20 protein-coding genes are annotated in these 26937 nt (G+C 56.3%); 5 read left to right on the top strand and 15 right to left on the bottom strand.

Features of this window, described 5'->3' with window-relative positions; genetic code table 11:
• Positions 1-55: 55 nt before the first annotated feature.
• From cysC to cysG, 4 genes are read right to left on the bottom strand one after another with little or no spacing between them, the layout of a single operon-like run.
• A complete protein-coding gene (gene cysC, locus EKN83_RS07540; protein ID WP_021241908.1) occupies positions 56-661 on the bottom strand; it encodes an adenylyl-sulfate kinase in 606 nt (201 codons plus the stop codon).
• Positions 661-2085, bottom strand: coding sequence for a sulfate adenylyltransferase subunit CysN (cysN, locus tag EKN83_RS07535; protein ID WP_025757070.1), 1425 nt, complete (start codon positions 2083-2085; stop codon positions 661-663). Before cysN ends, cysC begins: the two co-directional genes overlap by 1 nt.
• 9 nt (positions 2086-2094) lie before the next feature.
• On the bottom strand, positions 2095-3003 hold the full coding sequence (cysD, locus tag EKN83_RS07530) for a sulfate adenylyltransferase subunit CysD (RefSeq protein WP_006811770.1): 909 nt from the start codon (positions 3001-3003) through the stop codon (positions 2095-2097).
• A gap of 9 nt (positions 3004-3012) precedes the next feature.
• Positions 3013-4371: a siroheme synthase CysG gene (gene cysG, locus EKN83_RS07525; RefSeq protein WP_126800612.1), complete on the bottom strand. Its 1359-nt coding sequence runs from the start codon at positions 4369-4371 to the stop codon at positions 3013-3015.
• A gap of 238 nt (positions 4372-4609) precedes the next feature.
• On the opposite strand from cysG, the gene EKN83_RS07520 reads away from it, so the two are divergent.
• Positions 4610-5653 (top strand): aminopeptidase, encoded by a 1044-nt coding sequence (locus EKN83_RS07520; protein WP_025757068.1) that lies wholly within the window; start codon positions 4610-4612, stop codon positions 5651-5653.
• A 104-nt stretch (positions 5654-5757) separates the two neighbouring features.
• Here EKN83_RS07520 and cysH read toward each other — a convergent pair whose 3' ends face one another.
• The 3 genes from cysH to cysJ form a co-directional block, all read right to left on the bottom strand.
• Positions 5758-6492, bottom strand: coding sequence for a phosphoadenosine phosphosulfate reductase (gene cysH / locus EKN83_RS07515; RefSeq protein ID WP_025757067.1), 735 nt, complete (start codon positions 6490-6492; stop codon positions 5758-5760).
• A 99-nt stretch (positions 6493-6591) separates the two neighbouring features.
• Complete coding sequence (gene cysI, locus EKN83_RS07510; RefSeq protein WP_126800611.1) at positions 6592-8304, bottom strand: assimilatory sulfite reductase (NADPH) hemoprotein subunit; 1713 nt, start codon at positions 8302-8304, stop codon at positions 6592-6594.
• Complete coding sequence (gene cysJ, locus EKN83_RS07505) at positions 8304-10109, bottom strand: NADPH-dependent assimilatory sulfite reductase flavoprotein subunit (protein ID WP_126800610.1); 1806 nt, start codon at positions 10107-10109, stop codon at positions 8304-8306. Before cysJ ends, cysI begins: the two co-directional genes overlap by 1 nt.
• Before the next feature lie 305 nt (positions 10110-10414).
• Here cysJ and queD point away from each other — a divergent pair, with 305 nt between their 5' ends.
• Positions 10415-10777, top strand: coding sequence for a 6-carboxytetrahydropterin synthase QueD (queD, locus tag EKN83_RS07500; protein ID WP_025757064.1), 363 nt, complete (start codon positions 10415-10417; stop codon positions 10775-10777).
• A gap of 88 nt (positions 10778-10865) precedes the next feature.
• Here queD and queE read toward each other — a convergent pair whose 3' ends face one another.
• The 3 genes from queE to EKN83_RS07485 are packed head-to-tail and all read right to left on the bottom strand — an operon-like array spanning position 10866 to position 13858.
• Positions 10866-11537, bottom strand: coding sequence for a 7-carboxy-7-deazaguanine synthase QueE (queE, locus tag EKN83_RS07495; RefSeq protein WP_045286480.1), 672 nt, complete (start codon positions 11535-11537; stop codon positions 10866-10868).
• A gap of 54 nt (positions 11538-11591) precedes the next feature.
• On the bottom strand, positions 11592-12299 hold the full coding sequence (locus EKN83_RS07490) for an N-acetylmannosamine-6-phosphate 2-epimerase (protein WP_126800609.1): 708 nt from the start codon (positions 12297-12299) through the stop codon (positions 11592-11594).
• A complete protein-coding gene (locus EKN83_RS07485) occupies positions 12299-13858 on the bottom strand; it encodes a maltose/glucose-specific PTS transporter subunit IIC (protein WP_095449386.1) in 1560 nt (519 codons plus the stop codon). The genes EKN83_RS07490 and EKN83_RS07485 overlap by 1 nt, the downstream gene beginning before the upstream one ends.
• A gap of 165 nt (positions 13859-14023) precedes the next feature.
• Between EKN83_RS07485 and EKN83_RS07480 the strand changes: the two genes are divergently transcribed.
• Together EKN83_RS07480 and EKN83_RS07475 are read left to right on the top strand one after the other, a co-directional pair.
• Positions 14024-14848, top strand: coding sequence for a MurR/RpiR family transcriptional regulator (locus EKN83_RS07480; RefSeq protein ID WP_025757061.1), 825 nt, complete (start codon positions 14024-14026; stop codon positions 14846-14848).
• Between the two features lie 358 nt (positions 14849-15206).
• The gene (locus tag EKN83_RS07475; RefSeq protein WP_126800608.1) at positions 15207-16316 is read left to right on the top strand and encodes an SDR family oxidoreductase; all 1110 of its coding nucleotides are present in this window, start codon (positions 15207-15209) and stop codon (positions 16314-16316) included.
• Positions 16317-16369: 53 nt separating this feature from the next.
• Here EKN83_RS07475 and eno read toward each other — a convergent pair whose 3' ends face one another.
• The 5 genes from eno to rlmD all read right to left on the bottom strand — a co-directional run bounded on the left by eno (position 16370) and on the right by rlmD (position 24053).
• On the bottom strand, positions 16370-17668 hold the full coding sequence (eno, locus tag EKN83_RS07470) for a phosphopyruvate hydratase (protein WP_025757059.1): 1299 nt from the start codon (positions 17666-17668) through the stop codon (positions 16370-16372).
• A gap of 82 nt (positions 17669-17750) precedes the next feature.
• Positions 17751-19388, bottom strand: a complete 1638-nt coding sequence (pyrG, locus tag EKN83_RS07465) for a glutamine hydrolyzing CTP synthase (protein WP_025757058.1) — start codon at positions 19386-19388, stop codon at positions 17751-17753.
• A 223-nt stretch (positions 19389-19611) separates the two neighbouring features.
• Positions 19612-20403: a nucleoside triphosphate pyrophosphohydrolase gene (mazG, locus tag EKN83_RS07460; protein ID WP_047959371.1), complete on the bottom strand. Its 792-nt coding sequence runs from the start codon at positions 20401-20403 to the stop codon at positions 19612-19614.
• Positions 20404-20471: 68 nt separating this feature from the next.
• Entirely contained in the window at positions 20472-22703 is a 2232-nt protein-coding gene (gene relA, locus EKN83_RS07455) for a GTP diphosphokinase (RefSeq protein WP_126800607.1), read from the bottom strand.
• Between the two features lie 51 nt (positions 22704-22754).
• Complete coding sequence (gene rlmD, locus EKN83_RS07450) at positions 22755-24053, bottom strand: 23S rRNA (uracil(1939)-C(5))-methyltransferase RlmD (RefSeq protein WP_126800606.1); 1299 nt, start codon at positions 24051-24053, stop codon at positions 22755-22757.
• Between the two features lie 57 nt (positions 24054-24110).
• Between rlmD and barA the strand changes: the two genes are divergently transcribed.
• Complete coding sequence (barA, locus tag EKN83_RS07445; protein WP_095449224.1) at positions 24111-26870, top strand: two-component sensor histidine kinase BarA; 2760 nt, start codon at positions 24111-24113, stop codon at positions 26868-26870.
• The last annotated feature ends 67 nt before the right edge of the window (positions 26871-26937 follow it).

Genomic DNA, 26937 nt, shown 5'->3' with positions numbered 1-26937 from the left:
TAATCCTGTGACCGTGACTCATCGTTCGGGAAGACAGCTCCCGAACGATACCGTCTCAGGATCTGATAATATCGTCCCGTCTGAGCAGGTCTAATAATTGGCTTACTAAATTTGTTACCAATTGTTGACCTTCCAGGTGAATTTCAGGCGATTCAGGCGCTTCGTAGACCGCGTCAATGCCGGTGAAGTTGCGCAGTTCACCGGCACGGGCTTTTTTGTACAGCCCTTTCGGATCGCGCGCTTCGCAAACCTCCAGCGGGGTGTCGACAAACACTTCGATAAAGCGATCCTGCCCCACACGTTCGCGCACCATCTGGCGCTCGGCGCGGTGCGGTGAGATAAACGCCGTCAGCACCACCAGCCCGGCGTCCGCCATCAGGCTGGCGACCTCCCCGACCCGGCGGATGTTCTCTTTACGATCGTCATCGCTGAACCCCAAATCGCTGCACAGGCCGTGGCGCACGTTGTCGCCATCGAGCAGGTAGGTGCTTACTCCCTGCTGATGCAACGCCTCTTCCAGCGCCCCGGCGACCGTGGATTTACCGGAGCCAGAGAGCCCGGTAAACCACAGCACAACCCCACGGTGGCCGTGGAGCTGTTCGCGCTGGGCGACGGTGACCGGATGAGGATGCCAGACGACGTTCTCATCATGGGCGGCCATTACTTACCTCCCAGCAGATCGCGTGCGCCCCAGTGCGGGAAGTGCTTACGCACCAGCGCGTTCAGCTCCAGCTCAAAGGCGCTGAATTCCGAGGCCACGCTCGCCTGCTCGTTTGGCTCGCGCACCATACCCGCGCCGACGGTAACGTTCGTCAAGCGGTCGATAAAGATCAGCCCGCCCGTCACCGGGTTCTGCTGATACGGATCCAGCACCAGCGGTTCGTCGAAGGTTAGATCGACCAGACCAATGCCGTTCAGCGGCAGCTCGGTGACCTCGCGCTGGGTCAGGTTGTTAATGTCCACCTGGAACTGAATGCCGTCCACGCGGGCGCGGGTTTTCTTGCCGGCAATTTTGATGTCATAGCTCTGACCCGCGGTCAGCGGCTGCTCCGCCATCCATACTACGTCCACGGAAGCACCCTGCACGGCCGCCAGCGTTTCCTGGGCATCCACCAGCAGGTCTCCGCGACTGATATCAATCTCGTCTTTCAGCACCAGCGTTACCGCTTCACCGGCACCCGCTTCCTGCAGGTCACCGTCAAAGGTAACGATACGGGCAATGGTTGATTCCACACCGGATGGCAGCACCTTGACGCGTTGCCCCACCTTCACGACACCCGAAGCGAGGGTACCGGAGAACCCGCGGAAATCGAGGTTCGGACGGTTGACGTACTGCACCGGGAAGCGCATCGGCTGGGTGTCGACCACGCGCTGGATCTCAACGGTCTCCAGCACTTCCAGCAACGTCGGGCCGCTGTACCACGGCATGTTCGCGCTCTGGGAGGCGACATTGTCCCCTTCCAGCGCCGAGAGCGGCACAAAGCGAATGTCGAGGTTGCCCGGCAGCTGTTCAGCAAAGGTCAGGTAGCTCTGGCGGATCGCGTCGAACGTCTCTTCGCTGAAGCTCACCAGATCCATCTTATTGATGGCCACCACCAGGTGTTTGATCCCCAGCAGCGTGGAGATAAAGCTGTGGCGACGGGTCTGATCCAGCACGCCTTTACGGGCGTCGATCAGCAGGATCGCCAGGTCACAGGTCGACGCACCGGTTGCCATATTACGGGTGTACTGCTCGTGCCCCGGAGTGTCGGCGATAATAAATTTGCGCTTCTCGGTGGAGAAATAACGATAGGCCACGTCGATGGTGATGCCCTGCTCGCGCTCCGCCTGCAGGCCATCCACCAGCAGCGCCAGGTCGAGTTTTTCGCCCTGGGTACCGTGACGCTTACTGTCGTTATGCAGGGAAGAGAGCTGATCTTCATAAATCTGGCGCGTATCGTGCAGCAGGCGGCCAATCAGGGTACTTTTCCCGTCATCCACGCTGCCGCAGGTCAGAAAACGCAGCAGGCTTTTATGTTGTTGCGCGTGCAGATACGCTTCCACGCCGCCTTCTTTGGCAATTTGTTGAGCAATAGTGGTGTTCATGGCGGCTCCTTAGAAATAACCCTGACGTTTCTTCAGCTCCATCGAGCCTGCCTGGTCGCGGTCGATCACGCGCCCCTGTCGCTCGCTGGTGGTCGACACCAGCATCTCTTCGATGATCTCCGGCAGCGTCTGCGCGCTGGATTCCACCGCGCCGGTCAGCGGCCAGCAGCCCAGGGTACGGAAACGCACCATTTGTTTTTTGATCACTTCCCCCGGCTGCAGGTCGATACGATCGTCGTCGATCATCATCAGCATGCCGTCGCGCTCCAGCACCGGGCGTTCAGCCGCCAGATACAGCGGAACGATCTCGATATTTTCCAGATAGATGTACTGCCAGATATCCAGCTCGGTCCAGTTGGAGAGCGGGAAGACGCGAATGCTTTCGCCTTTGTTGATCTGACCGTTGTAGTTGTGCCATAACTCCGGACGCTGGTTTTTAGGGTCCCAGCGGTGGAAGCGGTCGCGGAAGGAGTAGATGCGCTCTTTGGCGCGTGATTTCTCTTCGTCACGGCGCGCGCCGCCGAAGGCCGCATCAAAACCGTATTTATTCAGCGCCTGCTTCAGCCCCTCGGTTTTCATGATATCGGTGTGTTTGGCGCTGCCGTGCACGAACGGGTTAATGCCCATCGCCACCCCTTCCGGGTTTTTATGCACCAGCAGCTCACAGCCGTAGGCTTTCGCGGTACGGTCGCGGAACTCATACATCTCGCGGAATTTCCAGCCGGTATCTACGTGCAGGAGCGGGAACGGCAGCGTACCCGGATAAAACGCTTTACGCGCCAGATGCAGCATGACGCTGGAATCTTTACCGATGGAGTACATCATCACCGGGTTAGAAAACTCGGCGGCCACTTCGCGGATAATATGGATACTTTCCGCTTCAAGCTGTCGCAGGTGAGTAAGACGTTTTTGGTCCATAACCGTTCCTTAAGCCAAATTTATGACAGAAGCGCCGAAGCCTTCTGTGTCGGTTGTGTGCTGAAACCAGGCGAGCGTGCTGTGCAGTTGCACCACTTCCCCAACCACGATCAGGGCGGGCATCGGGGCGTCTTTCGCCAGGGTTGCAAGTTCCTGAAGTGTGCCGACAGCAACGTGCTGATCGACGCGCGTACCGCGGGAAATCACGGCGACTGGCGTCGTCGCCTCACGGCCGTGCTGAATAAGCTGTTCGCTGATGTCCGCCGCCTTCATGGTGCCCATGTAAATAGCCAGCGTCTGTCGGCTCTGGGCGAGGTGCGACCAGTCAAACGGCGTACTGTCCGCCTTGTAGTGGCCGGTCACAAAGGTCACGCTCTGGGCGTAATCGCGATGCGTGAGCGGAATACCGGCGTAGGCCGTTACCGCAGAGGCCGCCGTGATGCCTGGCACCACCTGGAACGGCACACCCGCTTCGGCTGCCGCCTGCAGCTCTTCACCGCCGCGACCAAAAATAAACGGATCGCCGCCTTTCAGGCGCACCACGGTTTTGCCCGCTCTGGCGGCCGCAATCAGCATCTGGTTGGTGTCATGCTGGGGGACAGAGTGCTCGCCTGCCCGTTTGCCGACGCAGATTTGCTCCGCATCGCGACGGATCAGTTCGCGCACGCCGTCGGTGACCAGATGGTCATAGAACACCACGTCCGCATCCTGCAGTACCTGCAGGCCACGCAGCGTCAGGAGTCCGGCATCACCTGGCCCGGCCCCCACCAGAATGATTTCCCCGCCCGTACTGCCGGGGTTATCCAGTTCGTCTTCGAGAATTTTTTGCGCCGCCGTCTCATTACCGGCATGCATCAGGCTGGCAAAGCGGCCGCGAAACACGCGCTCCCAGAAGCGACGGCGTTCCGTCACGCTGGTCAGGTGGGTTTTCAGATGGTTGCGCCAGTAGCTGGCTTTCTCCGCCATTCGTCCAAGGCTGGTTGGCAACAGCGCTTCGATTTTTTCACGCAGCACGCGCGCCAGCACCGGTGCGGTGCCGCCAGAAGAGATAGCCACCAGCAGCGGCGATCGGTCGACGATTGAGGGGAAGATAAACGAGCATAAAGGCTGGTCGTCGACCACGTTCACCAGGCGGTAACGCGCCTGCGCGGCCTCGGAGATCCGCCGGTTGAGTTCGCGATTTTCCGTTGCCGCAATCACCAGCACCACGCTGTCGATCTGTGATTCGTCAAAATCTGCCTCTGCGACGGTCTGCACCTGCGCGCCCGCACGCAGCAGAAACGCGATTTTGCGATCGGCAATGTCACCGGTACCAACAACCAGCACCGGTTTCTCTTTAATCGCGGCAAATAAGGGCAGATAGTCCACAAGCAACAACTCACTCACAACAAGGAATAGAGGGACTATAGGGGGCGGCTTAGACCGAATGAAATTACGAATTGGAATGAGTAGTTACTCAATGGAATAACGCAATGAAAAAGCAAATATCAAAAAGTGCTTAACACGCGAAATTTCGGGCATTTAAGAGCAATTCAAATTGTGTATGGGCGATCACAGTTTCATACTAGGCGGGTTAAAATTTTGCTCTGTTTTTTAAGGACTCCCTATGTTTTCCGCAACGCGCCACCGTATTGCTGCCCTGGCGCTCGGCGTTTGCTTCATCCTTCCGGCTCAGGCAAAAAATCAACCGTATGGTGAAATCGCCAATATGCAGGCGCGGCATATTGCTACCGTCTTCCCCGGACGCATGACCGGCTCTCCGGCGGAAATGCTCTCCGCCGACTATATTCGTCAGCAGTTTGCCGATATGGGTTACCAGAGCGATATCCGTTCGTTTCACAGCCGCTACGTTTATACCTCCAGAAATAAAACCAAAAACTGGCATAACGTGACCGGCAGTACGGTTATCGCGGCGCATGAAGGTCGCGCGGCTGAGCAGATCATTATTATGGCGCACCTTGATACCTACGCCCCGCAGAGTGACGCAGATTCGGATAACAACCTCGGTGGGCTGACGCTGCAGGGCATGGACGATAACGCCGCAGGCCTGGGCGTGATGCTTGAGCTGGCCGAGCGGATGAAAGACATCCCGACAAAATATGGTATTCGCTTTGTGGCGACCAGCGGCGAAGAGGAAGGCAAGCTTGGCGCTGAGAATCTCCTTAAACGCATGAGCGCAGAGGAGAAGAAAAATACGCTGCTGGTGATTAACCTCGATAATTTAATCGTCGGCGATAAGCTCTATTTCAATAGCGGACAGAGTACGCCAGGTACCGTGCGGAAACTGACCCGTGACCGGGCGCTGGCGATTGCCCGCAGCCATGGCGTTTATGCCACGACCAATCCTGGCGGGAACGCCAGCTATCCGCGAGGAACGGGCTGCTGTAACGACGGCGAAGTGTTCGATAAGGCCGGCATTCCGGTACTGTATGTGGAAGCGACAAACTGGTCGCTGGGCAAGAAAGATGGCTATCAGCAGCGGACTAAATCGAAAGCCTTCCCGGACGGGACAAGCTGGCATAACGTGATGCTGGATAATCAGCAGCACATTGATAGCGCCCTGCCGCAGCGCATTGAGCACCGCAGCCGGGATGTGGTGAAAGTGATGCTGCCGCTGGTGAAAGAGCTGGCAAAAGCGGGGAAAGCGTAGAGCGGTATTTCCCCTCACCCTAACCCTCTCCCCAAAGGGGAGAGGGGACGATTACACCCTCTCCCCTTTGGGGAGAGGGCTGGGGTGAGGGGGAGTGAATGAAATTACCCTTCGTGCAACCCGCACTCGCGCTTCAGCCCAAAGAATCGCGTCTCTTCTTCCGCCATTCCCGGTTCCCATTTGCGCGTGGTGTGGGTATCTCCCACTGACAGGTAGCCCTGATCCCACAGCGGATGGTACTTCAGCCCGTGTTTTTGCAGGTACTGGTACACCGTCCGGTTATCCCAGTCGATGATCGGCAGCACTTTAAACACCCCGCGCTGAACCGCCAGCACCGGCAGCGTGGCGCGGCTGCCGGACTGCTCACGGCGCAGCCCCGCAAACCACGTCTGCGCGTTCAGCTCTTTTAGCGCCCGGTTCATCGGCTCAACCTTGTTGATCTCATTGTATTTCTCAATGCCCTCAACACCCTGCTCCCACAACTTGCCGTAGCGCGCCTCCTGCCAGGCTGCGCTTTCAGCCGCGCGGTAGACTTTCAGGTTCAGCCTGAGCTTGTCCGTCAGCTCGTCAATAAACTGGTAGGTTTCCGGGAACAGGTAGCCGGTATCGGTGAGGATCACCGGAATGTCCGGGCGGATCTGATTCACCAGATGCAAACTGACCGCCGCCTGAATACCAAAGCTCGACGACAGCACGTAGTCTCCCGGCAGGTTTTCCAGCGCCCACGCCACACGCCCTTCGGCGTCGAGCTTCTCCAGCTGAGCGTTGGTTTCTGCGAGTGCCAGAATGCGTTCGACTTTCGGCAATGCGTTAAGCGCGTTTAGATCGAGTACGGACATAAGAACCTCGTTTGCCTGTTTTGCCGGGCAGCACTGCATTTGCCCGGCCTACAAAACCCGTATGCCCGGTAAGCGAAGCGCCACCGGGCAAAGGATGGGTTACTCCCAGAAATCCCTGGCGGGATCGAGCACCGGGCGAATGATGCCCGCACGCACCGTAAAGTCGCCGAAGCCTTCACCCGCTTCGCGCTCTTTCGCCCAGCGCCCGACAAGCTCGTCGATGGAATCAAGAATTTCCGGCTCGGTGATGTTCTCGCGGAACATACGCGGAATACGCGTGCCGATACGGTTACCGCCCAGGTGCAGGTTGTAGCGCCCCGGCGCTTTCCCCACCAGGCCCAGCTCGGCGAGCATCGCACGACCGCAGCCGTTCGGACAGCCGGTGACGCGCATAACAATATGCTCGTCCGGAATGCCGTGTTTTTCCAGAATCGCTTCCACTTTGTCAGTGAAGGACGGCAGGAAACGTTCCGCTTCGGCCATCGCCAGCGGGCAGGTCGGGAATGACACGCAGGCCATCGAATTTTCACGCTGCGGTTTAACCGCATTCATCAATCCATGATCGCGCGCCAGCTTCTCGATCTTCGCCTTCTGGCTTTCCGGCACGCCGGCAATGATCAGGTTCTGGTTAGCCGTAATGCGGAACTCACCTTTATGGATCTTCGCGATTTCCAGCAGACCGGTTTTCAGCGGACGCCCCGGATAGTCCAGAATACGGCCGTTTTCGATAAACAGCGTCAGATGCCATTTATTGTCGATGCCTTTAACCCAGCCAATACGATCGCCGCGGCTGGTGAATTCGTAAGGGCGAATCGGCTCAAATTTGATGCCCGCGCGACGCTCCACTTCCGCTTTGAACGTCTCCACGCCCACGCGCTCCAGGGTGTATTTGGTTTTCGCGTTTTTACGGTCGGTACGGTTACCCCAGTCGCGCTGGGTCGTAACCACCGCTTCCGCCACGGCCAGCGTATGCTCGAGCGGCAGGAAGCCGAACTCGCTCGCGGTGCGGGCGTAGGTTTTCTTGTTACCGTGTTCGATAGACAGGCCACCGCCCACCAGCAGGTTAAAGCCCACCAGCTTGCCGTTTTCGGCAATCGCCACGAAGTTCATGTCGTTGGCGTGCAGATCAATATCGTTCTGCGGCGGGATCACTACCGTGGTTTTGAACTTACGCGGCAGGTAGGTCTGACCGAGGATCGGCTCTTCGTCCGTGGTCGCGACTTTTTCCTGATCGAGCCAGATCTCTGCATACGCGCGGGTACGCGGCAGCAGGTGCTCGGAGATCTTCTTCGCCCACTCGTACGCTTCGGCATGCAGCTCGGACTCAAACGGGTTAGAGGTGCAGAGCACGTTACGGTTCATATCGTTCGCGGTCGCCAGCGCGTCCAGCCCGACGGAGTGCAGCATCTGGTGCACCGGCTTCACGTTCTTCTTCAGAATGCCGTGGAACTGGAAGGTCTGACGGTTGGTCAGACGGATGCTGCCGTAGATCGTGTTTTCACCGGCAAACTTGTCGATGGCCTGCCACTGTTTGGTGGTGATTACCCCACCCGGCAGACGGCAGCGCAGCAGCATCGCATGACGCGGCTCCAGCTTCTGTTCCGCGCGCTCGGCACGAATATCACGGTCATCCTGCTGGTACATGCCGTGGAAACGGATCAGCAGGAAGTTGTCGCCTTTGAAACCGCCGGTGAGACCGTCATTCAGATCTTCAGCAATGGTGCCGCGCAGGTAGTTGCTTTCCAGCTTCATGCGCTCGGCGTCTGTCAGTTTACCTTCGACCACCAGTGGCCCTGGATGTTTTTCGCTCATTAGTAGACATCTCGCTGATAACGGCGCTCAACGCGCAGCTCACTTAAAAATTCATCCGCCGCTTCGGCATTCATACCGCCGAACTCGGCAATCACTTCCAGCAATGTCTGCTCAACGTCTTTCGCCATGCGATTGGCATCGCCGCAGACATAAATGTGGGCACCGTCATTGATCCAGCGCCACAGCTCTGCGCCCTGTTCGCGCAGTTTGTCTTGTACGTATACTTTTTCTTTCTGATCGCGAGACCAGGCCAGATCGATGCGGGTCAGTACGCCTTCTTTGACATAGCGCTGCCACTCCACCTGGTAGAGGAAATCTTCCGTAAAGTGCGGGTTCCCGAAGAACAGCCAGTTTTTACCCGGCGCACCGTCTGCCGCACGCTGCTGCATAAAGGCGCGGAACGGCGCAATACCGGTCCCCGGGCCAATCATGATAACCGGCGTTTCCGGATTCGCCGGCAGGCGGAAGTTGTCGTTGTGCTCGATAAAGACGCGCACTTCGCCCTCTTCTTCTACGCGATCAGCCAGGAAGCCCGATGCTCCACCCGTACGGGCGCGGCCTTCGATGTCGTAGCGCACTACGCCCACGGTGATATGCACTTCGCTCTCCACCTCGGCCTGAGACGAGGCAATGGAGTACAGGCGTGGGGTCAGCGGACGCAGCAGGCCGATCAGCGCCCCGGCATCCAGCTGCGCCGGAGAGAAACGCACCATATCGACAATCGGCGTCGTCGCCGCGTAATGCTGCAGCTTCGCTTTGTCGCCCACCAGCGGCAGCAGGGATTCACTGCGGGTTAAGGTGGCATAATTTTCGACGATGTTCGGCGTGTTGACCGTCAGCTCGAAATGCCATTGCAATGCTTCAGAGAGGGGCAGCGTTTTGCCTTCCACGGTGACCGGCTCGTCGCCTTTCAGCCACAGCAGCTCAACCAGCTCTTTCACCAGCGCCGGATCGTTCTGATACCAGACCCCCAGCGCATCGCCAGGCTGGTAGCGCAGGCCAGAGTCACCGAGATCGATTTCGATATGGCGCACGTCTTTTTCAGAATCGCGGCCGGTAATTTTCTGGTTCACCGACAGGCTCGCGGTTAGCGGCGCCTCTTTGGTGTACGGACTGGTGTGAATGTCGTTGACCGCCCCCGTCGCGGTGAACGCCGCCTGCGCCGACGTCGCTTTTGGCACGCGGGCTTTCAGCACCTCTACGATACGGGCACGCCATTCTGCTGCGGCGGTCTGGTATTCGACATCTGCGTCAACGCGGTCCAGCAGGCGCTCCGCGCCGAGCTCCGCCAGCTTACTGTCGAAATCTTTCCCGGACTGGCAGAAGAATTCATAGGAGGTATCGCCCAGGCCAAATACGGCAAACGCCGTGCCGTCCAGTTTTGGGGCTTTTTTCGAGAACAGGAACTTATGCAGCGCCACCGCTTCTTCAGCGGGTTCACCTTCACCCTGGGTAGAGGCGACAACCACCAGCAGTTTTTCCGACGCGATTTGCTTAAATTTATAATCCCCGGCGTTGACCAGGTTCACGTTCAGTTTGGCGGCCAGCAGGTCGTCACGCAGTGCTTCAGCCACGCGGCGGGCATTGCCTGTTTGCGAAGCGGAAATCAGGGTAATGGCCGGAATTTCAACGGCTGTTGCCGGTGCCCCCGCCACAGCGCCAGGCTGCTGATTAAGCATTCCCCAGAAATAACCGGAGACCCAGGCAAGCTGAGTGGGAGAAAAGTCAGAGGTGGCAGCCTGAAGACGCGCCAGTTGCTCCGGGTTCAGGGGAAGCAAATTTGAAGGTGGGGCCTGTGTTGTCATGCGTCGTTATGTTCCAGTAGCAAAGCGGAATTTATGCAAAAAGACCAAACTAGAGATAAGGTTAACGGCGAGGATAATAACAATTAAAGAAGGGATGGAAATAATAAATAACCAAATGGACTAACCTGTTTTAGTTATCATTCTTAGCGATAAAACCGATTAAGTAACCTTTTGAAATTATTAAATAAAAACCATATAAAACCGCTGTTAATGCAAGCTCAGGCTTCAGAGCCGTTTTAGTTAATGCGAAAAATTGTGCTTTCCGGTACTATGCGGCGGTTTTTTCCGCATTACTGAGAGCGATCATGTCCACCACACTGTTTAAAGATTTCACCTTCGAAGCTGCCCACCACCTCCCGCATGTTCCTGCAGGACACAAATGCGGCCGACTGCACGGGCATTCGTTTATGGTGCGTCTTGAGATCACCGGTGAAGTTGATCCGCATACCGGTTGGATCATGGATTTTGCCGAGCTGAAGGCTGCATTCAAACCGACTTACGATCGTCTGGATCACTACTACCTGAACGATATCCCGGGTCTTGAAAACCCGACCAGCGAAGTGCTGGCGAAATGGATTTGGGATCAGATGAAACCGCAGGTTCCGCTGCTGAGCGCGGTGATGATCAAAGAGACCTGTACGGCAGGCTGCGTGTATCGCGGCGAGTGATGCTTGCCGGGTGGCGGCTTCGCCTTACCCGGCCTACGAAAGCCTCGAAACCCCGGCCCGGAAAGCGCTAACGCCACCGGGCTTTTTTTCAGGCGATATTCAGATATTTGTGCGTCTGCATCGACAGGCGCCAGTTGCGCGCAATGCAGGTTTCAATACACAGGCGCGTCGCGTCCTCTTTCTGGCTGATAGGCTGCAGGGCGATCACCCGCTGCTTTTCATCCGTCAGCGTCGCCAGCAGTTCATCCAGCGCTTCAATATCACGCACGCGTCCCACCGGATGCTTAATCTCATCCGCGCGCTCCAGCGCCTGAGACAGCACATCGTATCCGCCGCGCATATTCACTTTCGGCGATACCGTCACCCAGGTGGTATGCGAGCAACGCACTTCATGGGTACCGCTGGTTTCAATCTGACAGCTGTAGCCGTGCTTTTCGAGCAGCTCGGTCAGCGGGGTCAGATCGTGAATGCAGGGTTCGCCGCCGGTGATCACCACGTGGCGCGCCGTCCAGCCCTGACGACCAATGATGGCCAGCAGATCTTCTGAACTGCCCGCGCCCCACTTATCGCTCTCTTTGGTTTTCGCCAGAATGCTAAACAGCGACACTTCCCGATCTGCGAGCTTATCCCACGTATGTTTGGTATCACACCAGGCACAGCCAACCGGGCATCCCTGTAAACGGATAAAGATAGCGGGAACGCCGGTAAAGTAACCCTCGCCTTGCAGGGTCTGGAACATCTCGTTAATCGGGTACTGCATAGTCATCTCAGTAAAGGGGATAAACGATAAGTATCGCAGATCCCCGCCGGATGGTCATGCTCCATCGGTGCTTTGCGCGTCAATCGCCGCCATAAACCGTTCGGTAATTTGCTGTGGGCGGGTGATCGCGCCGCCGACGACAACCGTATGCGCGCCCAGCGCCAGACACCTGGCCGCACGCTCGGGCGTATCCACGTTGCCTTCAGCCACCACGGGAATCGTGACGGCCGCCAGCACCGCCTTGAGGAACGCACAGTCATTTTCCGGCAGAGTATGGCCCGCGGTGTCCGCCGTATAGCCATAAAGCGTGGTGCCAACGCAATCAAAACCTAACGCCTGCGCCGTTACGGCTTCCGCTGTTGAGGAAATATCCGCCATCAGCAATACCGTGGGGTAGCGTGCGCGGATACGCGTGACCAGGGCTTCCAGCGATTCACCGCCGGGGCGTGCCCGCGCCGTCGCATCAAGCGCGATGATCTCCGGAGAGACGGTCATAAGCTCATCCACCTCTGTCATCGTCGCGGTGATAAACACCTCGCTGTTGGCATAATCCCGCTTAATGATGCCGATAACCGGCAACGACACCTGCTGTTTAATGGCCACGATATCCACTACGCTGTTGGCGCGTATGGCGGCGGCTCCGCCCTGCGCCGCTGCCAGCGCCATTCGCGACATAATAAACGGGCTATGCAGGGGTTCGTTTTCCAGCGCCTGACAGGAGACGACCAGTTTTCCCTTCAGGGTATCCAGTACAGTTTTCATTACGATAAGATCTCTTCCACTTCGTTTTTGATAATCGTGACGTGCGGGCCATAGATGACCTGAACACCGTTTCCGCGCACGATAACGCCGCGCGCGCCGGTGGCTTTCAGCGCCGTGTCATTCACTTTGCTGCCGTCTTTTACCGTGACGCGAAGACGCGTGGCACAGCAGTCCACCTCTTCCAGATTGTCTTTTCCGCCTAATCCGGCAATCACCGCCGCGGCGCGATCGCTTTGCGGGAGAGTCACCTCGTCAGACATCGTCTCCTTTTCACGGCCCGGCGTGGCAAAATCAAAGCGGTTAATCAGGTAGCGGAACGTGAAGTAGTAGAGGAAGAACCACGGCACGCCGACCAACGGAACGAACATCCAGTGGGTTTTGGCCTCCCCCTGCAAAATGCCGAACAGCACGAAGTCGATAAAACCGCCGGAGAAGGTTTGCCCGATGGTGATATGCAGCATGTGCGCCAGCATGAATGCCAGCCCGTCAAACAGCGCATGGATGACGTACAGCACCGGTGCGATAAACAGGAAGGAGAACTCGATGGGCTCAGTGATCCCGGTCAGGAACGAGGTCAACGCCGCTGAAAGTAACAGCCCGGCAACGCGTTTTTTGTTCTCGGGTTTTGCCGTGTGGTACATCGCCAGACATGCTCCGAGCAGGCCAAACATCATCGTAATAAAGCGCCCGGACATGAAGCGTGACGTACCTTCATAGAACTGACGCGTCGCAGGGTCGGCCAGTTGGGCGAAGAAAATTCGCTGTGTGCCTTCTACAAGGTGACCGTTGACCATCTCACTGCCGCCGAGCGCGGTGGTCCAGAACGGCAGATAGAAGATGTGGTGCAGCCCAAACGGGCCCAGCATGCGTAGAATAAAGCCGTACAGCAGCGTTCCCAGATAACCGGTGGCATCCACCAGCCCGCCCAGACCAAAAATCAGTTTCTGAAAATGCGGCCAGACCACGGTCATTGCGGCCCCGACGAGGATCGCCGCCAGAGAGCTGATAATAGGAACAAAACGTGAGCCACCAAAGAACCCGAGAAACTGCGGAAGCGCAATTTTATTAAACCGATGATGAAGCGCGCAGGTCACCAGTCCAATCACCACGCCGCCAAACACGCCGGTTTCCAGCGTCTGAATGCCCAGCGTCATGCCCTGTCCCACGGCTCCCGGGTTCTCGTGCGCCAGCTTGCCGGTGAGGATCAGCAGCGCGTTGATGGTGGCATTCATCACCAGAAATGCGAGTAACGCCGCCAGCCCAGCCGTACCCTTATCACTTTTGGCCAGCCCGACGGCCACCCCAACGGCAAACAGCACCGGGAGGTTCGCAAAGACGATTGAACCTGCGCTGCTCATGATGGTGAAAATCGCCTGTAGCCAGCCCACATCTAAAAACGGATAAGCCGTCAGCGTATTAGGATTCGATAGCGCGCCGCCGATTCCCAGCAGCAGACCCGCCGCAGGCAACACGGCGATGGGCAACATGAAGGATTTGCCAAAGCGCTGCGCTTTTTCAAACCATCCGCCCGAAGAAGCCCCACTGAACATTTGCATCATTTTTTCATCCCCCTTTTTATAGATGAAAATTTTTACCATATTAATATTTAATAGTGAAAATTATCATCACAAACCAGGAGCCCGATCATACTTTTTCGAAATGACTGGCATCTTTCCCCCGCTTTCCGCCACACTAGGCGCAGAGAAACGCATTAAGGACGTGGCATGTCGGATCATGAAAACCTGCTGCTGAAGCTCCGCCAGGAGGCTTCCGGGTACAGCCCAACACAACAAAAACTCGGTGAGTTTGTCCTCAGCGATCCTGCCCGGGTGCTCTACCTGACGATCACCGAGCTGGCCCGCGAAAGCCATACCAGCGAGGCCAGCGTCACGCGTCTTTGCCGCACGCTGGGCTGCAAGGGCTATAACGAATTTAAGATGGCGCTTGCGCTGGATATTCAGCAGGGCCAGCCCGCGCGTCAGGCCGGGGACGAAATTGATAACGTCGTGGAGGAATCGGTGCAGGCTTTGCAGGATACCGCCCGACTCCTCGACCGCGCGCTGCTGGAAAAGGCCGCGCTGGCGCTGCATCAGGCACAGTCCGTGCAGATTTACGGCGTTGCGGCCAGCGCCATACTCGGGGAGTATCTGCACTATAAGCTGCTGCGGCTGGGCAAACCGGCGCAGCTGTTTAGCGATATGCACCGCGCGGCCATGAATGCGACCACGCTTTCAAAAGAGACCCTGGTGGTGGCCATCTCCAGCTCCGGTTCAACGCGGGATTTGCTCCACGTGGTGAAACTGGCCCGCAAGCGCGGCGTTACGGTGCTGGCGCTCAGCAATACGCCACGTAGCCCGCTGGCGTCCCTGAGCGATATGCAATTGGTGGCCGCCAAACCGGAGGGACCACTGAGCGCAGGCGCGCTCAATGCTAAGGTTGGGGTTATGCTGCTGGTTGAGCTGCTGACCACATCCATGATTGCGCTGGACGGTCATTACGGGGACGTTAGCCAGCAAACCGCCAGCGCCACGCTTCCTCTGTTACTCTGAAAACCCTTCGCAGGCTAAATAAAATAGCCTGCAATTAATATGATCTGATTTGCGTTAAGCTCTATTTAAATGATTTATCCGGTAAATGTTTGGTGTAACAAAGTATTTTATTAATTACATTTTGAATTATGCTTAACATGCTGACACACCCATTTAAATCACTTTAAAATCAGATAATTAAAATATAATAGTTAATAAATTGAATTTTTATCCCAGCCGCAATGTCCAATATCTCCACCTGATTTCCTTTCCTTAAAATAAGCTTAAGAGGCCGTCGGTTTCGGCATTTTATTATTTAAATGCCGTTTACTTTTGCACGCCTACAATCCGCCTCATCAATCATAATGAGGCGGTATTAATGAAGATGTTAATGATTACAGGCGTGACGGGGTTTCTGGGCGGTGCAGTACTGGAGAAAGTTCTGGCCAGCGATCAAGCTGTAAAACTCCTTTTGCTCGCGCGAGCCGGCGATGCGCAGAGCGGGCTGGAGCGGGTGCTGGAGAACATGCGCAAGTTTAACGTTCCCGAAGATAAACTGGCCTCCCTGAGTGTGGAGAATATCCTTATTGGCGATCTCAGCCAGCCGGAAGCCTTCCTGAACGATCCGCGTCTGGATCAGGTCACACATGTCGTTAACTGTGCGGCCGTTGCCTCATTCGGAAATAACCCGCTGATCTGGAAGGTCAACGTAGAAGGTACCCTGGCGCTGGCGCGCCGCATGGAGCAGGTTTCAACGCTACAGCGTTTCCTCCACGTCGGCACGGCTATGTCATGCACGCCAGAACAGGATTCCCTGGTCGCCGAAAGCGCTGAATTCAGAGAGAATGCTGAACATCTGGTGGAATACACCTGGTCGAAGTCAACCATCGAACAGCTGATGCGCCAGGCGTGTCCAGACCTGCCGCTGCTGATTGCCCGTCCGTCCATCGTTGTCGGCCATACCCGCCACGGCTGCACGCCATCGAGCAGCATTTTCTGGGTCTTTAGCATGGGTCTGATGCTGCAGAAGTTTATGTGCTCCATGGAAGACCGAATCGACGTTGTTCCGGTGGACTACTGCGCCGATGCGCTATTAATGCTGCTTCACAGCAACGCTCGTCCGGGGGAAGTGGTGCATATTTCGGCGGGCGAAGAGAACAGCGTTCGCTTTGCGGATATTGATAATGCGATGGCGCAGGCGCTGGAGAAAGCCCCCGTGGGTGATAAATATGCGCAGGTCAGCTACGAAACGCTGGTCAGAATGCGCCGCGAGCTGAAGGATATTTTTGGCCCGTGCAATGAACGTCTGATGCTCAAAGCCATGCGGTTATACGGTGCGTTCGCCACGCTTAACGTGCGCTTTAGCAACGACAAGCTGTTGAGCATGGGGATGCCGAAGCCACCCCGGTTTACGGATTATATCGCCCGCTGCGTGCAAACCACCCGGGGGCTGACCATACCGGAACAAATGGCGGTCGACTTCAAATAGACAAAAAAAATGCCAGTCATTCGACTGGCATTTTCATTTTAAGGCTTAAGCAATTATGCCTGGCCTTTGATCTCTTTACGGCCGTTGTATGGTGCTTTTTCGCCCAGCGCTTCTTCGATACGAATCAGCTGGTTGTATTTAGCAACACGGTCAGAACGGCTCATAGAACCGGTTTTGATCTGGCCTGCAGCGGTACCCACAGCCAGGTCGGCAATGGTAGCGTCTTCAGTTTCGCCAGAACGGTGAGAGATAACAGCGGTGTAGCCAGCGTCTTTCGCCATTTTGATCGCAGCCAGGGTTTCGGTCAGAGAACCGATCTGGTTGAATTTGATCAGGATGGAGTTAACGATGCCTTTCTCGATGCCTTCTTTCAGGATCTTGGTATTGGTTACGAACAGGTCGTCACCAACCAGCTGGATTTTGTCGCCCAGTACTTTGGTCTGGTATGCGAAACCAGTCCAGTCAGACTCGTCCAGACCGTCTTCGATAGACACGATTGGGTACTGTTTGGTCAGGTCTTCCAGGAAGTGAGTGAACTCTTCGGAGGTGAACGCTTTGTTGCCTTCGCCAGCCAGAACGTATTTACCGTCTTTGTAGAATTCAGATGCTGCACAGTCCATCGCCAGGGTGATGTCTTTGCCCAGCTCGTAGCCCGCTGCTTTTACCGCTTCTGCGATAACAGCCAGAGCTTCTGCGTTAGAACCCAGGTTTGGCGCATAGCCACCTTCGTCACCGACAGCGGTGTTCATGCCTTTCGCTTTCAGCACTTTCGCCAGGTTGTGGAATACTTCAGAACCCATACGAACCGCTTCTTTCAGGGATTTCGCACCAACTGGCTGAATCATGAATTCCTGAATATCAACGTTGTTGTCTGCGTGCTCACCACCGTTGATGATGTTCATCATTGGTACAGGCATGGAGTATTTGCCTGGGGTGCCGTTCAGCTCAGCGATGTGCTCGAACAGTGGCATACCTTTAGCAGCTGCAGCCGCTTTGGCGTTCGCCAGGGAAACCGCCAGAATGGCGTTTGCACCGAAGTTAGATTTGTTTTCAGTACCGTCCAGATCGATCATGATCTTGTCGATGCCAGCCTGGTCTTTGGCGTCTTTGCCAATGATTGCCTGAGCAATCGGACCGTTTACAGCGCCAACCGCTTTCAGTACGCCTTTACCCAGGAAGCGAGATTTGTCGCCATCGCGCAGTTCCAGCGCTTCGCGGGAACCGGTAGAAGCACCTGATGGAGCAGCAGCCATACCAACGAAACCACCTTCCAGGTGAACTTCGGCTTCAACGGTCGGGTTACCACGGGAGTCGATGATTTCACGACCGATGACTTTAACGATTTTGGACATTAGATTTTCCTCAGTACAAGTTAAACTAAAACTCCAGACAAACAACGCGTACCTAAGGTACGCGTTGCCGTTCTAACTTTTTTTACTTCGCCTGACGCTTCTGGTAGTCGCTGGCGGCTTTCACGAAGCCTGCAAACAGCGGATGCCCGTCGCGTGGCGTTGAAGTAAATTCCGGGTGGAACTGGCAGGCAACAAACCACGGATGATTTGGCACTTCGATGATCTCGACTAACTGATCATCCCCGGAGCGGCCCGCAACACGCAGACCCGCAGCTTCAATTTGTTTCAACAACATGTTGTTGACTTCATAGCGGTGACGATGGCGCTCGGTGATGACCGGCTCGCCATACAGCTTGCGAACCACGCTATCGTCAGTCAGCTGGCACGCCTGTGCGCCAAGACGCATGGTGCCACCCAGATCGCTCTTCTCGGTACGGACTTCGACGTTACCTTCTTCGTCACGCCATTCAGTGATAAGCGCCACCACAGGGTACTTACAGTCTGGCACAAATTCCGTAGAGTTCGCGTTTTCCATTCCCGCTACGTTGCGCGCAAATTCGATCAGCGCAACCTGCATACCCAGACAGATGCCGAGGTATGGAATATTGTTTTCACGCGCATAGCGCGCGGTGGCGATCTTGCCTTCTACACCACGGTAGCCGAAGCCGCCAGGGATAAGGATAGCATCCAGATCTTTCAGGATTTCAACGCCACGCGTTTCAACATCCTGTGAATCAATCAGCTTGATGTTCACGGAGACACGGTTCTTCAGACCACCGTGTTTCAGCGCTTCAATCACTGACTTATAGGCATCTGGCAGCTCGATGTACTTGCCAACCATACCGATAGTCACTTCGCCTGCCGGATTGGCTTCTTCGTAAATAACCTGTTCCCATTCAGACAGGTTAGCTTCCGGACAGTTCAAGCTGAATCGTTTACAAATATAATCGTCCAGGCCCTGCGATTTCAACAGGCCCGGGATTTTATAAATGGAATCGACATCTTTCATTGAAATAACGGCTTTTTCTGGCACGTTACAGAACAATGCAATTTTCGCACGTTCGTTCGCCGGAACCGCACGGTCAGAACGGCAAACCAGGATGTCTGGCTGAATACCAATGGAGAGCAGTTCTTTTACAGAGTGCTGCGTCGGCTTGGTTTTCACTTCACCTGCAGCGGCCATGTAAGGCACCAGGGTCAGGTGCATGAACAGCGCGTGTTCACGGCCAATGTCTACCGCCAGCTGACGAATCGCTTCCAGGAACGGCAGGGATTCGATGTCACCCACGGTCCCGCCGATTTCAACCAGCACCACGTCGTGGCCTTCGCCACCCGCCACAATGCGTTCTTTGATAGCGTTAGTGATGTGCGGAATAACCTGAACGGTGGCACCCAGGTAGTCACCACGGCGCTCTTTACGCAGAACGTCGGAGTAAATACGGCCCGTCGTGAAGTTGTTTCGACGGGTCATTTTGGTGCGGATGAAACGCTCGTAGTGGCCAAGATCCAGATCGGTTTCAGCGCCGTCTTCAGTAACGAACACTTCCCCGTGTTGGATTGGGCTCATGGTGCCCGGATCGACGTTGATGTACGGATCCAGTTTCATCATGGTCACATTGAGGCCACGGGCTTCAAGAATGGCTGCGAGGGAGGCTGCGGCAATGCCTTTACCCAGAGAGGATACGACCCCGCCGGTCACAAAAATATAGTTCGTTGTCATGCTGAACCTGAGAAGTTAGGGTGAAACGATGGAATAACCAGGACGGGAAAGTAGTATACCCGAACACGGCGAGCGCCACAAACTTTCATTCTCCGTCTCCATTCCAGGCCATGACAAACATAAGGAGTGAGAAAATAGCCCCTTTTGGGTAAATGTTTTTGACGCAAATCAAGCGCTTGTCATTTAAAAAATCACACAAATTGCGCTTGATCGCAAAATTCCGTTAGAGATCAGATTCCTGGCGTTTTACTTCCTGCCAGACTTCTTCCATGGCTTCGAGGTCAATTCCGCTCATTTCCAGGCCCCGCGAGGCCACAATCCGCTCGACTTCGCGAAAGCGTCGTTCGAATTTTATGTTCGCTTTTTGCAGGGCGGTTTCCGCCTTTACACCCAGGTGGCGCGAAAGGTTGACGGTCGCAAACAGCAGGTCGCCCATCTCCTCTTCGAGCTTTGCTTCATCCACCACCGCCTGCTGCGCTTCGTGCATCACTTCATCAATCTCTTCGTGCACTTTGTCCAGCACCGGGCCAAGCGAGGTCCAGTCAAAACCGACGGCGGAGCAGCGTTTTTGAATTTTATGCGCGCGCATCAGCGCGGGCAGGCTCATCGGGATGTCATCCAGCGCAGAGTGCTGGGATTTTTCTGCCCGTTCGGCGCTTTTGATTTGCTCCCAGCGGGCAAGGACTTCGCTGCTGTTCCCTGCCGTGGCGTCACCGAAAATATGGGGATGACGGCGCTCCAGCTTGTCGCTGATGGCGGCGCAGATATCGTCAAAGTTAAAGCGCCCTTCTTCCTGCGCCATTTGCGCATAGAACACCACCTGGAACAGTAGATCGCCCAGCTCGCCGCGCAGGTCGTCAAAATCTTCACGGGAAATGGCGTCCAGTACCTCGTAGGTCTCTTCAAGGGTGTACGGAGCGATGGTGGCGAAAGTCTGCTCTTTGTCCCACGGGCAGCCGTTTTCCGGGTCGCGCAGGCGTTTCATGATGCCGAGCAGGCGGTCGATTTGCGTCATAATCTGTTCCATTAAAAAACAAGCCGGGTGGCGGCAAAGCCTTACCCGGCCTACATAAGAAAGTGCAGTTAACCGCCGTGCAGACGACGCGCGTCAATCACATCCGGCACCTGGTTCAGTTTACCGAGCACGCGGCCCAGCACCTGCAGGTTGTAGATTTCGATGGTCATATCAATGGTGGCAAGCTGCTCGCGGGTATCGCTGCGGCTGGCGACACCCAGCACGTTGACCTTCTCGTTGGCAAGAATGGTGGTAATGTCGCGCAACAGACCGCTGCGGTCGTTCGCGGTGACGCGAACCACCAGCGAGTAACCGGCGGAATAGCTCTCGCCCCAGACCGCTTCCACAATGCGCTCCGGTGCGTGAGACTGCAGCTCGCCAAGCTGATCGCAGTCGGAACGGTGAATCGAGATCCCGCGCCCCTGAGTGATAAAGCCGACGATGTCGTCACCCGGAATAGGCTGGCAGCAGCGGGCAATGTGGTGCATCAGATTGCCCACGCCCTCGACCACCACGCGACCGTTGTCTTTGCTGCGCTGCTGCGGCGCATAGGTTTTTTGCTGCAGCTGCTTCAGCGCCGCCGCGTCCTGCTCTTCCGCGCTTGGCTTATTAAACTGCGCCTGCAGGAAATTCACCATCTGATTCAGACGGATATCACCGCCGCCAATGGCCGCTAACAGCTCATCAAGCTCGTTGAAGTTGTAGCGCGGCAGCAGGAATTTCTCCGCCTCTTTCAGGCTTATCCCGATGTGCTCCAGCTCGTCGTCAAGGATCTGGCGACCGGCAAGGATATTCTTGTCACGATCCTGTTTACGGAACCAGGCGTGAATCTTCGAGCGCCCGCGGCTGGTGGTGACATACCCCAGGTTTGGGTTAAGCCAGTCCCGGCTCGGGTTGGGCTGCTTCTGGGTAATGATTTCAATCTGATCCCCCATCTGCAGCTGATAGGTGAACGGTACGATGCGTCCGCCAATTTTGGCCCCGATGCAGCGGTGCCCCACATCGCTGTGGATGTGGTAGGCAAAATCGAGCGGCGTAGAGCCGGCCGGCAGGTCGACAACGTCGCCTTTCGGGGTAAAGACATACACCCGGTCGTCAAAGACCTGGCTGCGCACTTCGTCGAGCATCTCGCCGGAGTCGGCCATCTCTTCCTGCCACGCAATCAGCTTACGCAACCAGGCAATGCGGTCTTCGTGACCAGAACGCGCCCCACCGGAGGTGCCTTCTTTGTACTTCCAGTGCGCGGCGACGCCCAGCTCAGCGTCTTCGTGCATCTGTTTGGTGCGGATCTGAATCTCGACCGTTTTCCCACCCGGACCAAGCACAACAGTATGGATAGACTGGTAGCCGTTCGGTTTGGGGTTGGCGACATAGTCATCGAACTCGTCCGGCAGATGGCGGAAGTGAGTGTGCACTATCCCCAGCGCGGCGTAGCAGTCCTGCAGACGCTCCGCCACGATACGCACGGCGCGCACGTCAAACAGCTCGTCAAAGGCGAGGTGTTTCTTCTGCATTTTGCGCCAGATGCTGTAGATGTGCTTAGGACGGCCGTAGACTTCGGCGCGCACGTTCTCTTCTTTCATCGCCTGGCGTAAACCGCCGACAAAATCCTCAATATAGTGCTCGCGGTCGATACGGCGCTCGTGCAGGAGTTTGGCAATGCGTTTGTATTCCGCCGGGTGCAGGTAACGGAAGCAGTAGTCTTCCAGCTCCCATTTGAGCTGACCAATCCCTAAGCGGTTCGCCAGCGGTGCATAGATGTTGGTACACTCTTTGGCCGCCAGCACGCGCTCGTCTTCCGGCGCATCCTTGACCTCGCGCAGGTGGGCAATACGCTCGGCGAGCTTGATGACCACGCAGCGGAAATCATCCACCATGGCCAGCAGCATCCGGCGGACGTTATCGACCTGTTCTGAGGAGACGGAGTCAGTATGTGCGGCTTTAAGCTGGCGGATGGCCGCCATATCGCGCACGCCGTGGATCAGCGCGACAACGGATTTTCCGACGCTGTCGCGCAGCACCTCTTCGGTGACCACGTCCGCATCGGCAAGGGGGAAGAGCAGCGCGGCCTGCAGCGTTTCGATGTCCATGTTCAACATAGACAAAATTTCAACCATCTCCACGCCGCGCCACAGGAGAAGATCGGCGTCAGGATGACCCTGCGTGGTGCGCAGACAATAGGCCCAGGTTTCGGTTAAGCGTTCACACGACTGCTGGCTGGAAATTCCCAGACTTGCGATCCATTTTTGTGGGTCAAATTCCCCAGCTTTATTGAGATGTGCACTTCTTACCGCAACCATTGTCCTCTCCTTTAGGGACCTGGGCCTGTCGAAGTCGACAAGCCAAACTCATTATATATGTTCGAACAACACCATGGATTCCAGATGCCCAGTGTGCGGGAACATGTCCATCATTGCCAGACGCTGAATCTGGTAACCCGCGCTGACTAATGCCTCGCTATCACGGGCAAGCGTTGCCGGGTTACAGGAAACATAGACCACACGCTTTGGCGCGAGTTTAATAATATGCTGCATTACACCCGGGGCGCCTGCACGCGCCGGGTCGAGAAGAATTTTATCAAAGCCCTGCTTAGCCCACGGCTGTTGAGTGACATCTTCCTCAAGATTTTGATGAAAGAATGTCACATTTTGCAAGCCGTTCTGTTGTGCGTTCTCCCGCCCTTTCGCCACCAGCGCCTCGACACCTTCGACGCCCACGACGCTGGCCGCGTTGCGGGCCAGCGGCAGGGTGAAGTTGCCCATTCCGCAGAACAGGTCAAGCACCCGATCGCTTTTCTGAACATCCAGCCACCCCAGCGCTTTCTCGACCATCTGCTGGTTAACGCCATCATTCACCTGAATGAAATCCCGCGGACTGAACGTTAAGCGTAGCCCGTTTGACGCATACCAGGGTGCATCACCGGTAACCTGCTCAAGTATCTCGCTTTGTGGTGCAAGGAAAAGCGCCAGGTCGTGGGAATGCGAAAAGCGTTCCAGTTTTTCGCGGTCTTTTTTCGATAACGGCGCCGTATGGCGCAGCACCATCAGCGGGCCATTGTTTGCCATAACCAGTTCGACATGCCCGAGGTGACGAACGCCGTCCAGCCCGGAGAGGCAGGTGCGCACGTCCGGCAGCAATGCCTCAAGTTGGGGCACCAAAATGGGGCACTGCTTCACGTCAACGATGTCGCTGGATCCGGCCTTGCGAAACCCCATCTCCAGATGCGCCGTTTTTGGCTGATAGCTCAGACTCAGACGTGCACGGCGGCGGTAGCCCCATGGCTCACCGGCAATGACCTCGTTCACTTCATGTTTAAGCAGACGCGCCAGGGCGTTGCTTTTACTTTTTTGCTGTAATTCTGTGCTTGCATGCTGTTGCTGGCAGCCGCCACAGACGCCAAAATACGCACAGCGAGGCTTCACACGCTCCGGGCTGTCGTTGAGACGACGCTTAATCTGCCCCCGTGCGAACTGACGTTTGTCTTCCGTCAGTGTAATTTCTGCTCGTTCTGTTGGCAGTAAACCTGTTATAAACAGAGCCTTACCATTGTGACGCGCCACACCCTGGCCAAACGGATCCAGGTCCGTGGCTTCAACAGTGATGATTTGACGCGTCGTCACGCGTCGCTTTGCAGAGTAGAATTGCGCCATCGCCGAGATTTTTCTCACATAAACATAATTATCTTAATTGTCCCATAACGGAACGCCATGACCAACTACAGCCTGCGCGCGCGCATGATGATTTTGATCCTCGCCCCCACCGTTCTCATCGGTTTGCTGCTGAGTATCTTTTTCGTGGTGCACCGCTATAACGATTTGCAGCGACAACTGGAAGATGCAGGCGCCAGCATCATCGAACCGCTTGCCGTCTCCAGCGAGTACGGCATGAACCTGCAAAACCGCGAATCCATTGGTCAGTTAATCAGCGTACTCCACCGCCGGCACTCAGACATCGTACGCGCCATTTCCGTTTACGACGAACACAACCGGCTGTTTGTCACCTCGAATTTTCATCTCGACCCGGCGGCCCTGAAGATCCCGGACGGTACGCCCTTCCCGCGCCATCTCACGGTATTGCGGCGCGGCGATATCATGATCCTGCGTACGCCCATCGTGTCGGAAAGCTATTCCCCGGATGAGTCCGCGCAATCTGATGCCAAATCCAGCGATAACATGCTGGGATATGTGGCGCTGGAGCTGGATCTCAAGTCGGTCCGGCTACAGCAGTACAAAGAAATTTTCATCTCTGGCGTGATGATGCTGTTCTGCATCGGCATTGCGCTGATCTTCGGCTGGCGCCTGATGCGCGATGTGACGGGGCCTATCCGTAACATGGTCAACACGGTTGACCGCATCCGCCGGGGACAGCTCGACAGCCGGGTGGAAGGCTTTATGCTGGGCGAGCTGGATATGCTGAAAAACGGCATCAACTCAATGGCGATGTCGCTGGCGGCGTACCACGAAGAGATGCAGCATAATGTGGACCAGGCCACGTCCGACCTGCGCGAAACGCTGGAGCAGATGGAGATCCAGAACGTTGAGCTGGATCTGGCGAAAAAGCGTGCGCAGGAAGCAGCACGTATTAAATCAGAATTCCTTGCCAATATGTCGCACGAGCTACGTACGCCGCTCAATGGCGTGATCGGCTTTACCCGCCTGACCCTGAAAAGCGAGCTGAACCCGACTCAGCGCGATCACCTGCACACCATTGAACGCTCGGCCAACAACCTGCTGGCAATCATCAACGACGTGCTGGACTTCTCCAAGCTGGAAGCGGGCAAGCTTATCCTGGAGAGTATTCCGTTCCCGCTGCGCAGCACGCTTGATGAAGTGGTGACGCTGCTCGCGCACTCGTCCCACGATAAAGGCCTTGAGCTGACGCTGAACATTAAAAACGACGTGCCGGATAACGTCATTGGCGATCCGCTGCGCCTGCAGCAGGTCATTACCAACCTCGTCGGGAATGCCATTAAGTTCACCGAAAGCGGCAACATCGACATCCTTGTCGAAAAGCGCTCTATCAGCAGCAACAAGGTGCAGATTGAAGTTCAGATCCGCGATACAGGCATCGGTATTCCGGAGCGGGATCAGTCGCGTCTGTTCCAGGCGTTCCGACAGGCCGACGCCAGTATCTCCCGCCGTCATGGCGGTACTGGCCTGGGTCTGGTGATCACGCAACGCCTGGTGAACGAGATGGGGGGCGATATCTCTTTCCACAGCCAGCCGAACCGCGGCTCAACCTTCTGGTTCCATATCAATCTGGACCTCAACCCGAACGTGCTGACCGATGGCCCGGTGACGGACTGTCTGAAAGGGAAGCGTCTGGCCTACGTTGAGCCGAACGCGGCGGCAGCGCAGTGTGCGCTCGATATTTTAAGCACCACGCCGCTGGAGGTGATCTACAGCCCCACCTTCTCCGCCCTTGCCGTTGAGCACTACGACATTCTGCTGATGGGCATCCCGGTCACCTTCACCGGCGAACTGACCATGCAGCAGGAGCGGCTGGCGAAGGCCGCGTCAATGACCGACTATCTGCTGCTGGCGCTGCCCTGCCATGCGCAGCTCAATGCCGAAGAGTTAAAAAATGACGGCGCCGCCGCGTGTCTGCTTAAGCCGCTCACCTCGACCCGCCTGCTGCCCGCGCTTACGGAGTATTGCCGTCTTAGCCAGCATGCCCTTCCGCTGATTGACGAAGAGCAAAAACTGCCGATGAGCGTGATGGCGGTAGATGATAATCCGGCCAACCTGAAGCTCATTGGCGCACTGCTTGAAGACCAGGTACAGCATGTTGAGCTGTGTACCAGCGGCGCGCAGGCGGTTGAACAGGCTAAGCAGATGCAGTTTGATTTAATCCTGATGGATATTCAGATGCCGGGCATGGATGGCATTCGTGCCTGCGAGCTGATCCACCAGCTGCCGCACCAGCAGCAAACCCCGGTGATTGCGGTCACCGCCCATGCGATGGCTGGCCAGAAAGAGAAGCTGCTGAGCGCCGGGATGAATGATTATCTGGCGAAGCCAATCGATGAAGAGAAACTTCACAACCTGCTGTTACGCTATCAGCCGGGTCATATTGGCGGAACGTACACGGTGTCCAGTGAGCCGGTTGAGCTCAGCGTCAATCAGAACGCGACGTTTGACTGGCAGCTTGCGCTGCGCCAGGCGGCAGGTAAACCCGATTTAGCCCGCGAAATGCTGCAAATGCTGGTCGCGTTTCTGCCGGAAATTCGCAACAAGGTTGAAGAGCAACTGGTGGGTGAAAACCCGGAAGCGCTGCTGGAAGCGATCCACAAGCTGCACGGCAGCTGCGGCTACAGCGGTGTGCCGCGGCTGAAAAACCTCTGCCAGTTGCTGGAGCAGCAGTTGCGTGCAGGGACCCCGGAATCAGAGCTTGAACCGGAGTTCCTGGAGTTACTGGATGAAATGGATAATGTGACGCGGGAAGCGATGAAGGTGTTAGGGAACTAAGGTGGGTGCGGCTTGATTTTCCCCTCACCCCGGCGAGGGTGTATAAAGTCCCCTCTCCCCTTTGGGG

This window comes from Enterobacter sp. WCHEn090032, from assembly GCF_003986875.1.
Taxonomy (GTDB): domain Bacteria; phylum Pseudomonadota; class Gammaproteobacteria; order Enterobacterales; family Enterobacteriaceae; genus Enterobacter; species Enterobacter sichuanensis.
The sequence above is the reverse complement of the archived record's forward strand: the minus strand, read 5'-3'. Positions and strand labels throughout refer to the sequence as shown.

Coding starts and splice junctions, on each gene's coding strand:
- pyrG (WP_025757058.1), bottom strand. CDS start 19,388: ATGACAACGAACTATATTTTTGTGACCGGCGGGGTCGTATCCTCTCTG.
- relA (WP_126800607.1), bottom strand. CDS start 22,703: ATGGTTGCGGTAAGAAGTGCACATCTCAATAAAGCTGGGGAATTTGAC.
- queE (WP_045286480.1), bottom strand. CDS start 11,537: ATGCAGTACCCGATTAACGAGATGTTCCAGACCCTGCAAGGCGAGGGT.
- EKN83_RS07480 (WP_025757061.1), top strand. CDS start 14,024: ATGTCGGATCATGAAAACCTGCTGCTGAAGCTCCGCCAGGAGGCTTCC.
- eno (WP_025757059.1), bottom strand. CDS start 17,668: ATGTCCAAAATCGTTAAAGTCATCGGTCGTGAAATCATCGACTCCCGT.
- EKN83_RS07475 (WP_126800608.1), top strand. CDS start 15,207: ATGAAGATGTTAATGATTACAGGCGTGACGGGGTTTCTGGGCGGTGCA.
- mazG (WP_047959371.1), bottom strand. CDS start 20,403: ATGACGCAAATCGACCGCCTGCTCGGCATCATGAAACGCCTGCGCGAC.
- barA (WP_095449224.1), top strand. CDS start 24,111: ATGACCAACTACAGCCTGCGCGCGCGCATGATGATTTTGATCCTCGCC.
- EKN83_RS07485 (WP_095449386.1), bottom strand. CDS start 13,858: ATGATGCAAATGTTCAGTGGGGCTTCTTCGGGCGGATGGTTTGAAAAA.
- cysC (WP_021241908.1), bottom strand. CDS start 661: ATGGCCGCCCATGATGAGAACGTCGTCTGGCATCCTCATCCGGTCACC.
- queD (WP_025757064.1), top strand. CDS start 10,415: ATGTCCACCACACTGTTTAAAGATTTCACCTTCGAAGCTGCCCACCAC.
- cysI (WP_126800611.1), bottom strand. CDS start 8,304: ATGAGCGAAAAACATCCAGGGCCACTGGTGGTCGAAGGTAAACTGACA.
- EKN83_RS07490 (WP_126800609.1), bottom strand. CDS start 12,299: ATGAAAACTGTACTGGATACCCTGAAGGGAAAACTGGTCGTCTCCTGT.
- cysN (WP_025757070.1), bottom strand. CDS start 2,085: ATGAACACCACTATTGCTCAACAAATTGCCAAAGAAGGCGGCGTGGAA.
- rlmD (WP_126800606.1), bottom strand. CDS start 24,053: ATGGCGCAATTCTACTCTGCAAAGCGACGCGTGACGACGCGTCAAATC.
- EKN83_RS07520 (WP_025757068.1), top strand. CDS start 4,610: ATGTTTTCCGCAACGCGCCACCGTATTGCTGCCCTGGCGCTCGGCGTT.
- cysJ (WP_126800610.1), bottom strand. CDS start 10,109: ATGACAACACAGGCCCCACCTTCAAATTTGCTTCCCCTGAACCCGGAG.
- cysD (WP_006811770.1), bottom strand. CDS start 3,003: ATGGACCAAAAACGTCTTACTCACCTGCGACAGCTTGAAGCGGAAAGT.
- cysH (WP_025757067.1), bottom strand. CDS start 6,492: ATGTCCGTACTCGATCTAAACGCGCTTAACGCATTGCCGAAAGTCGAA.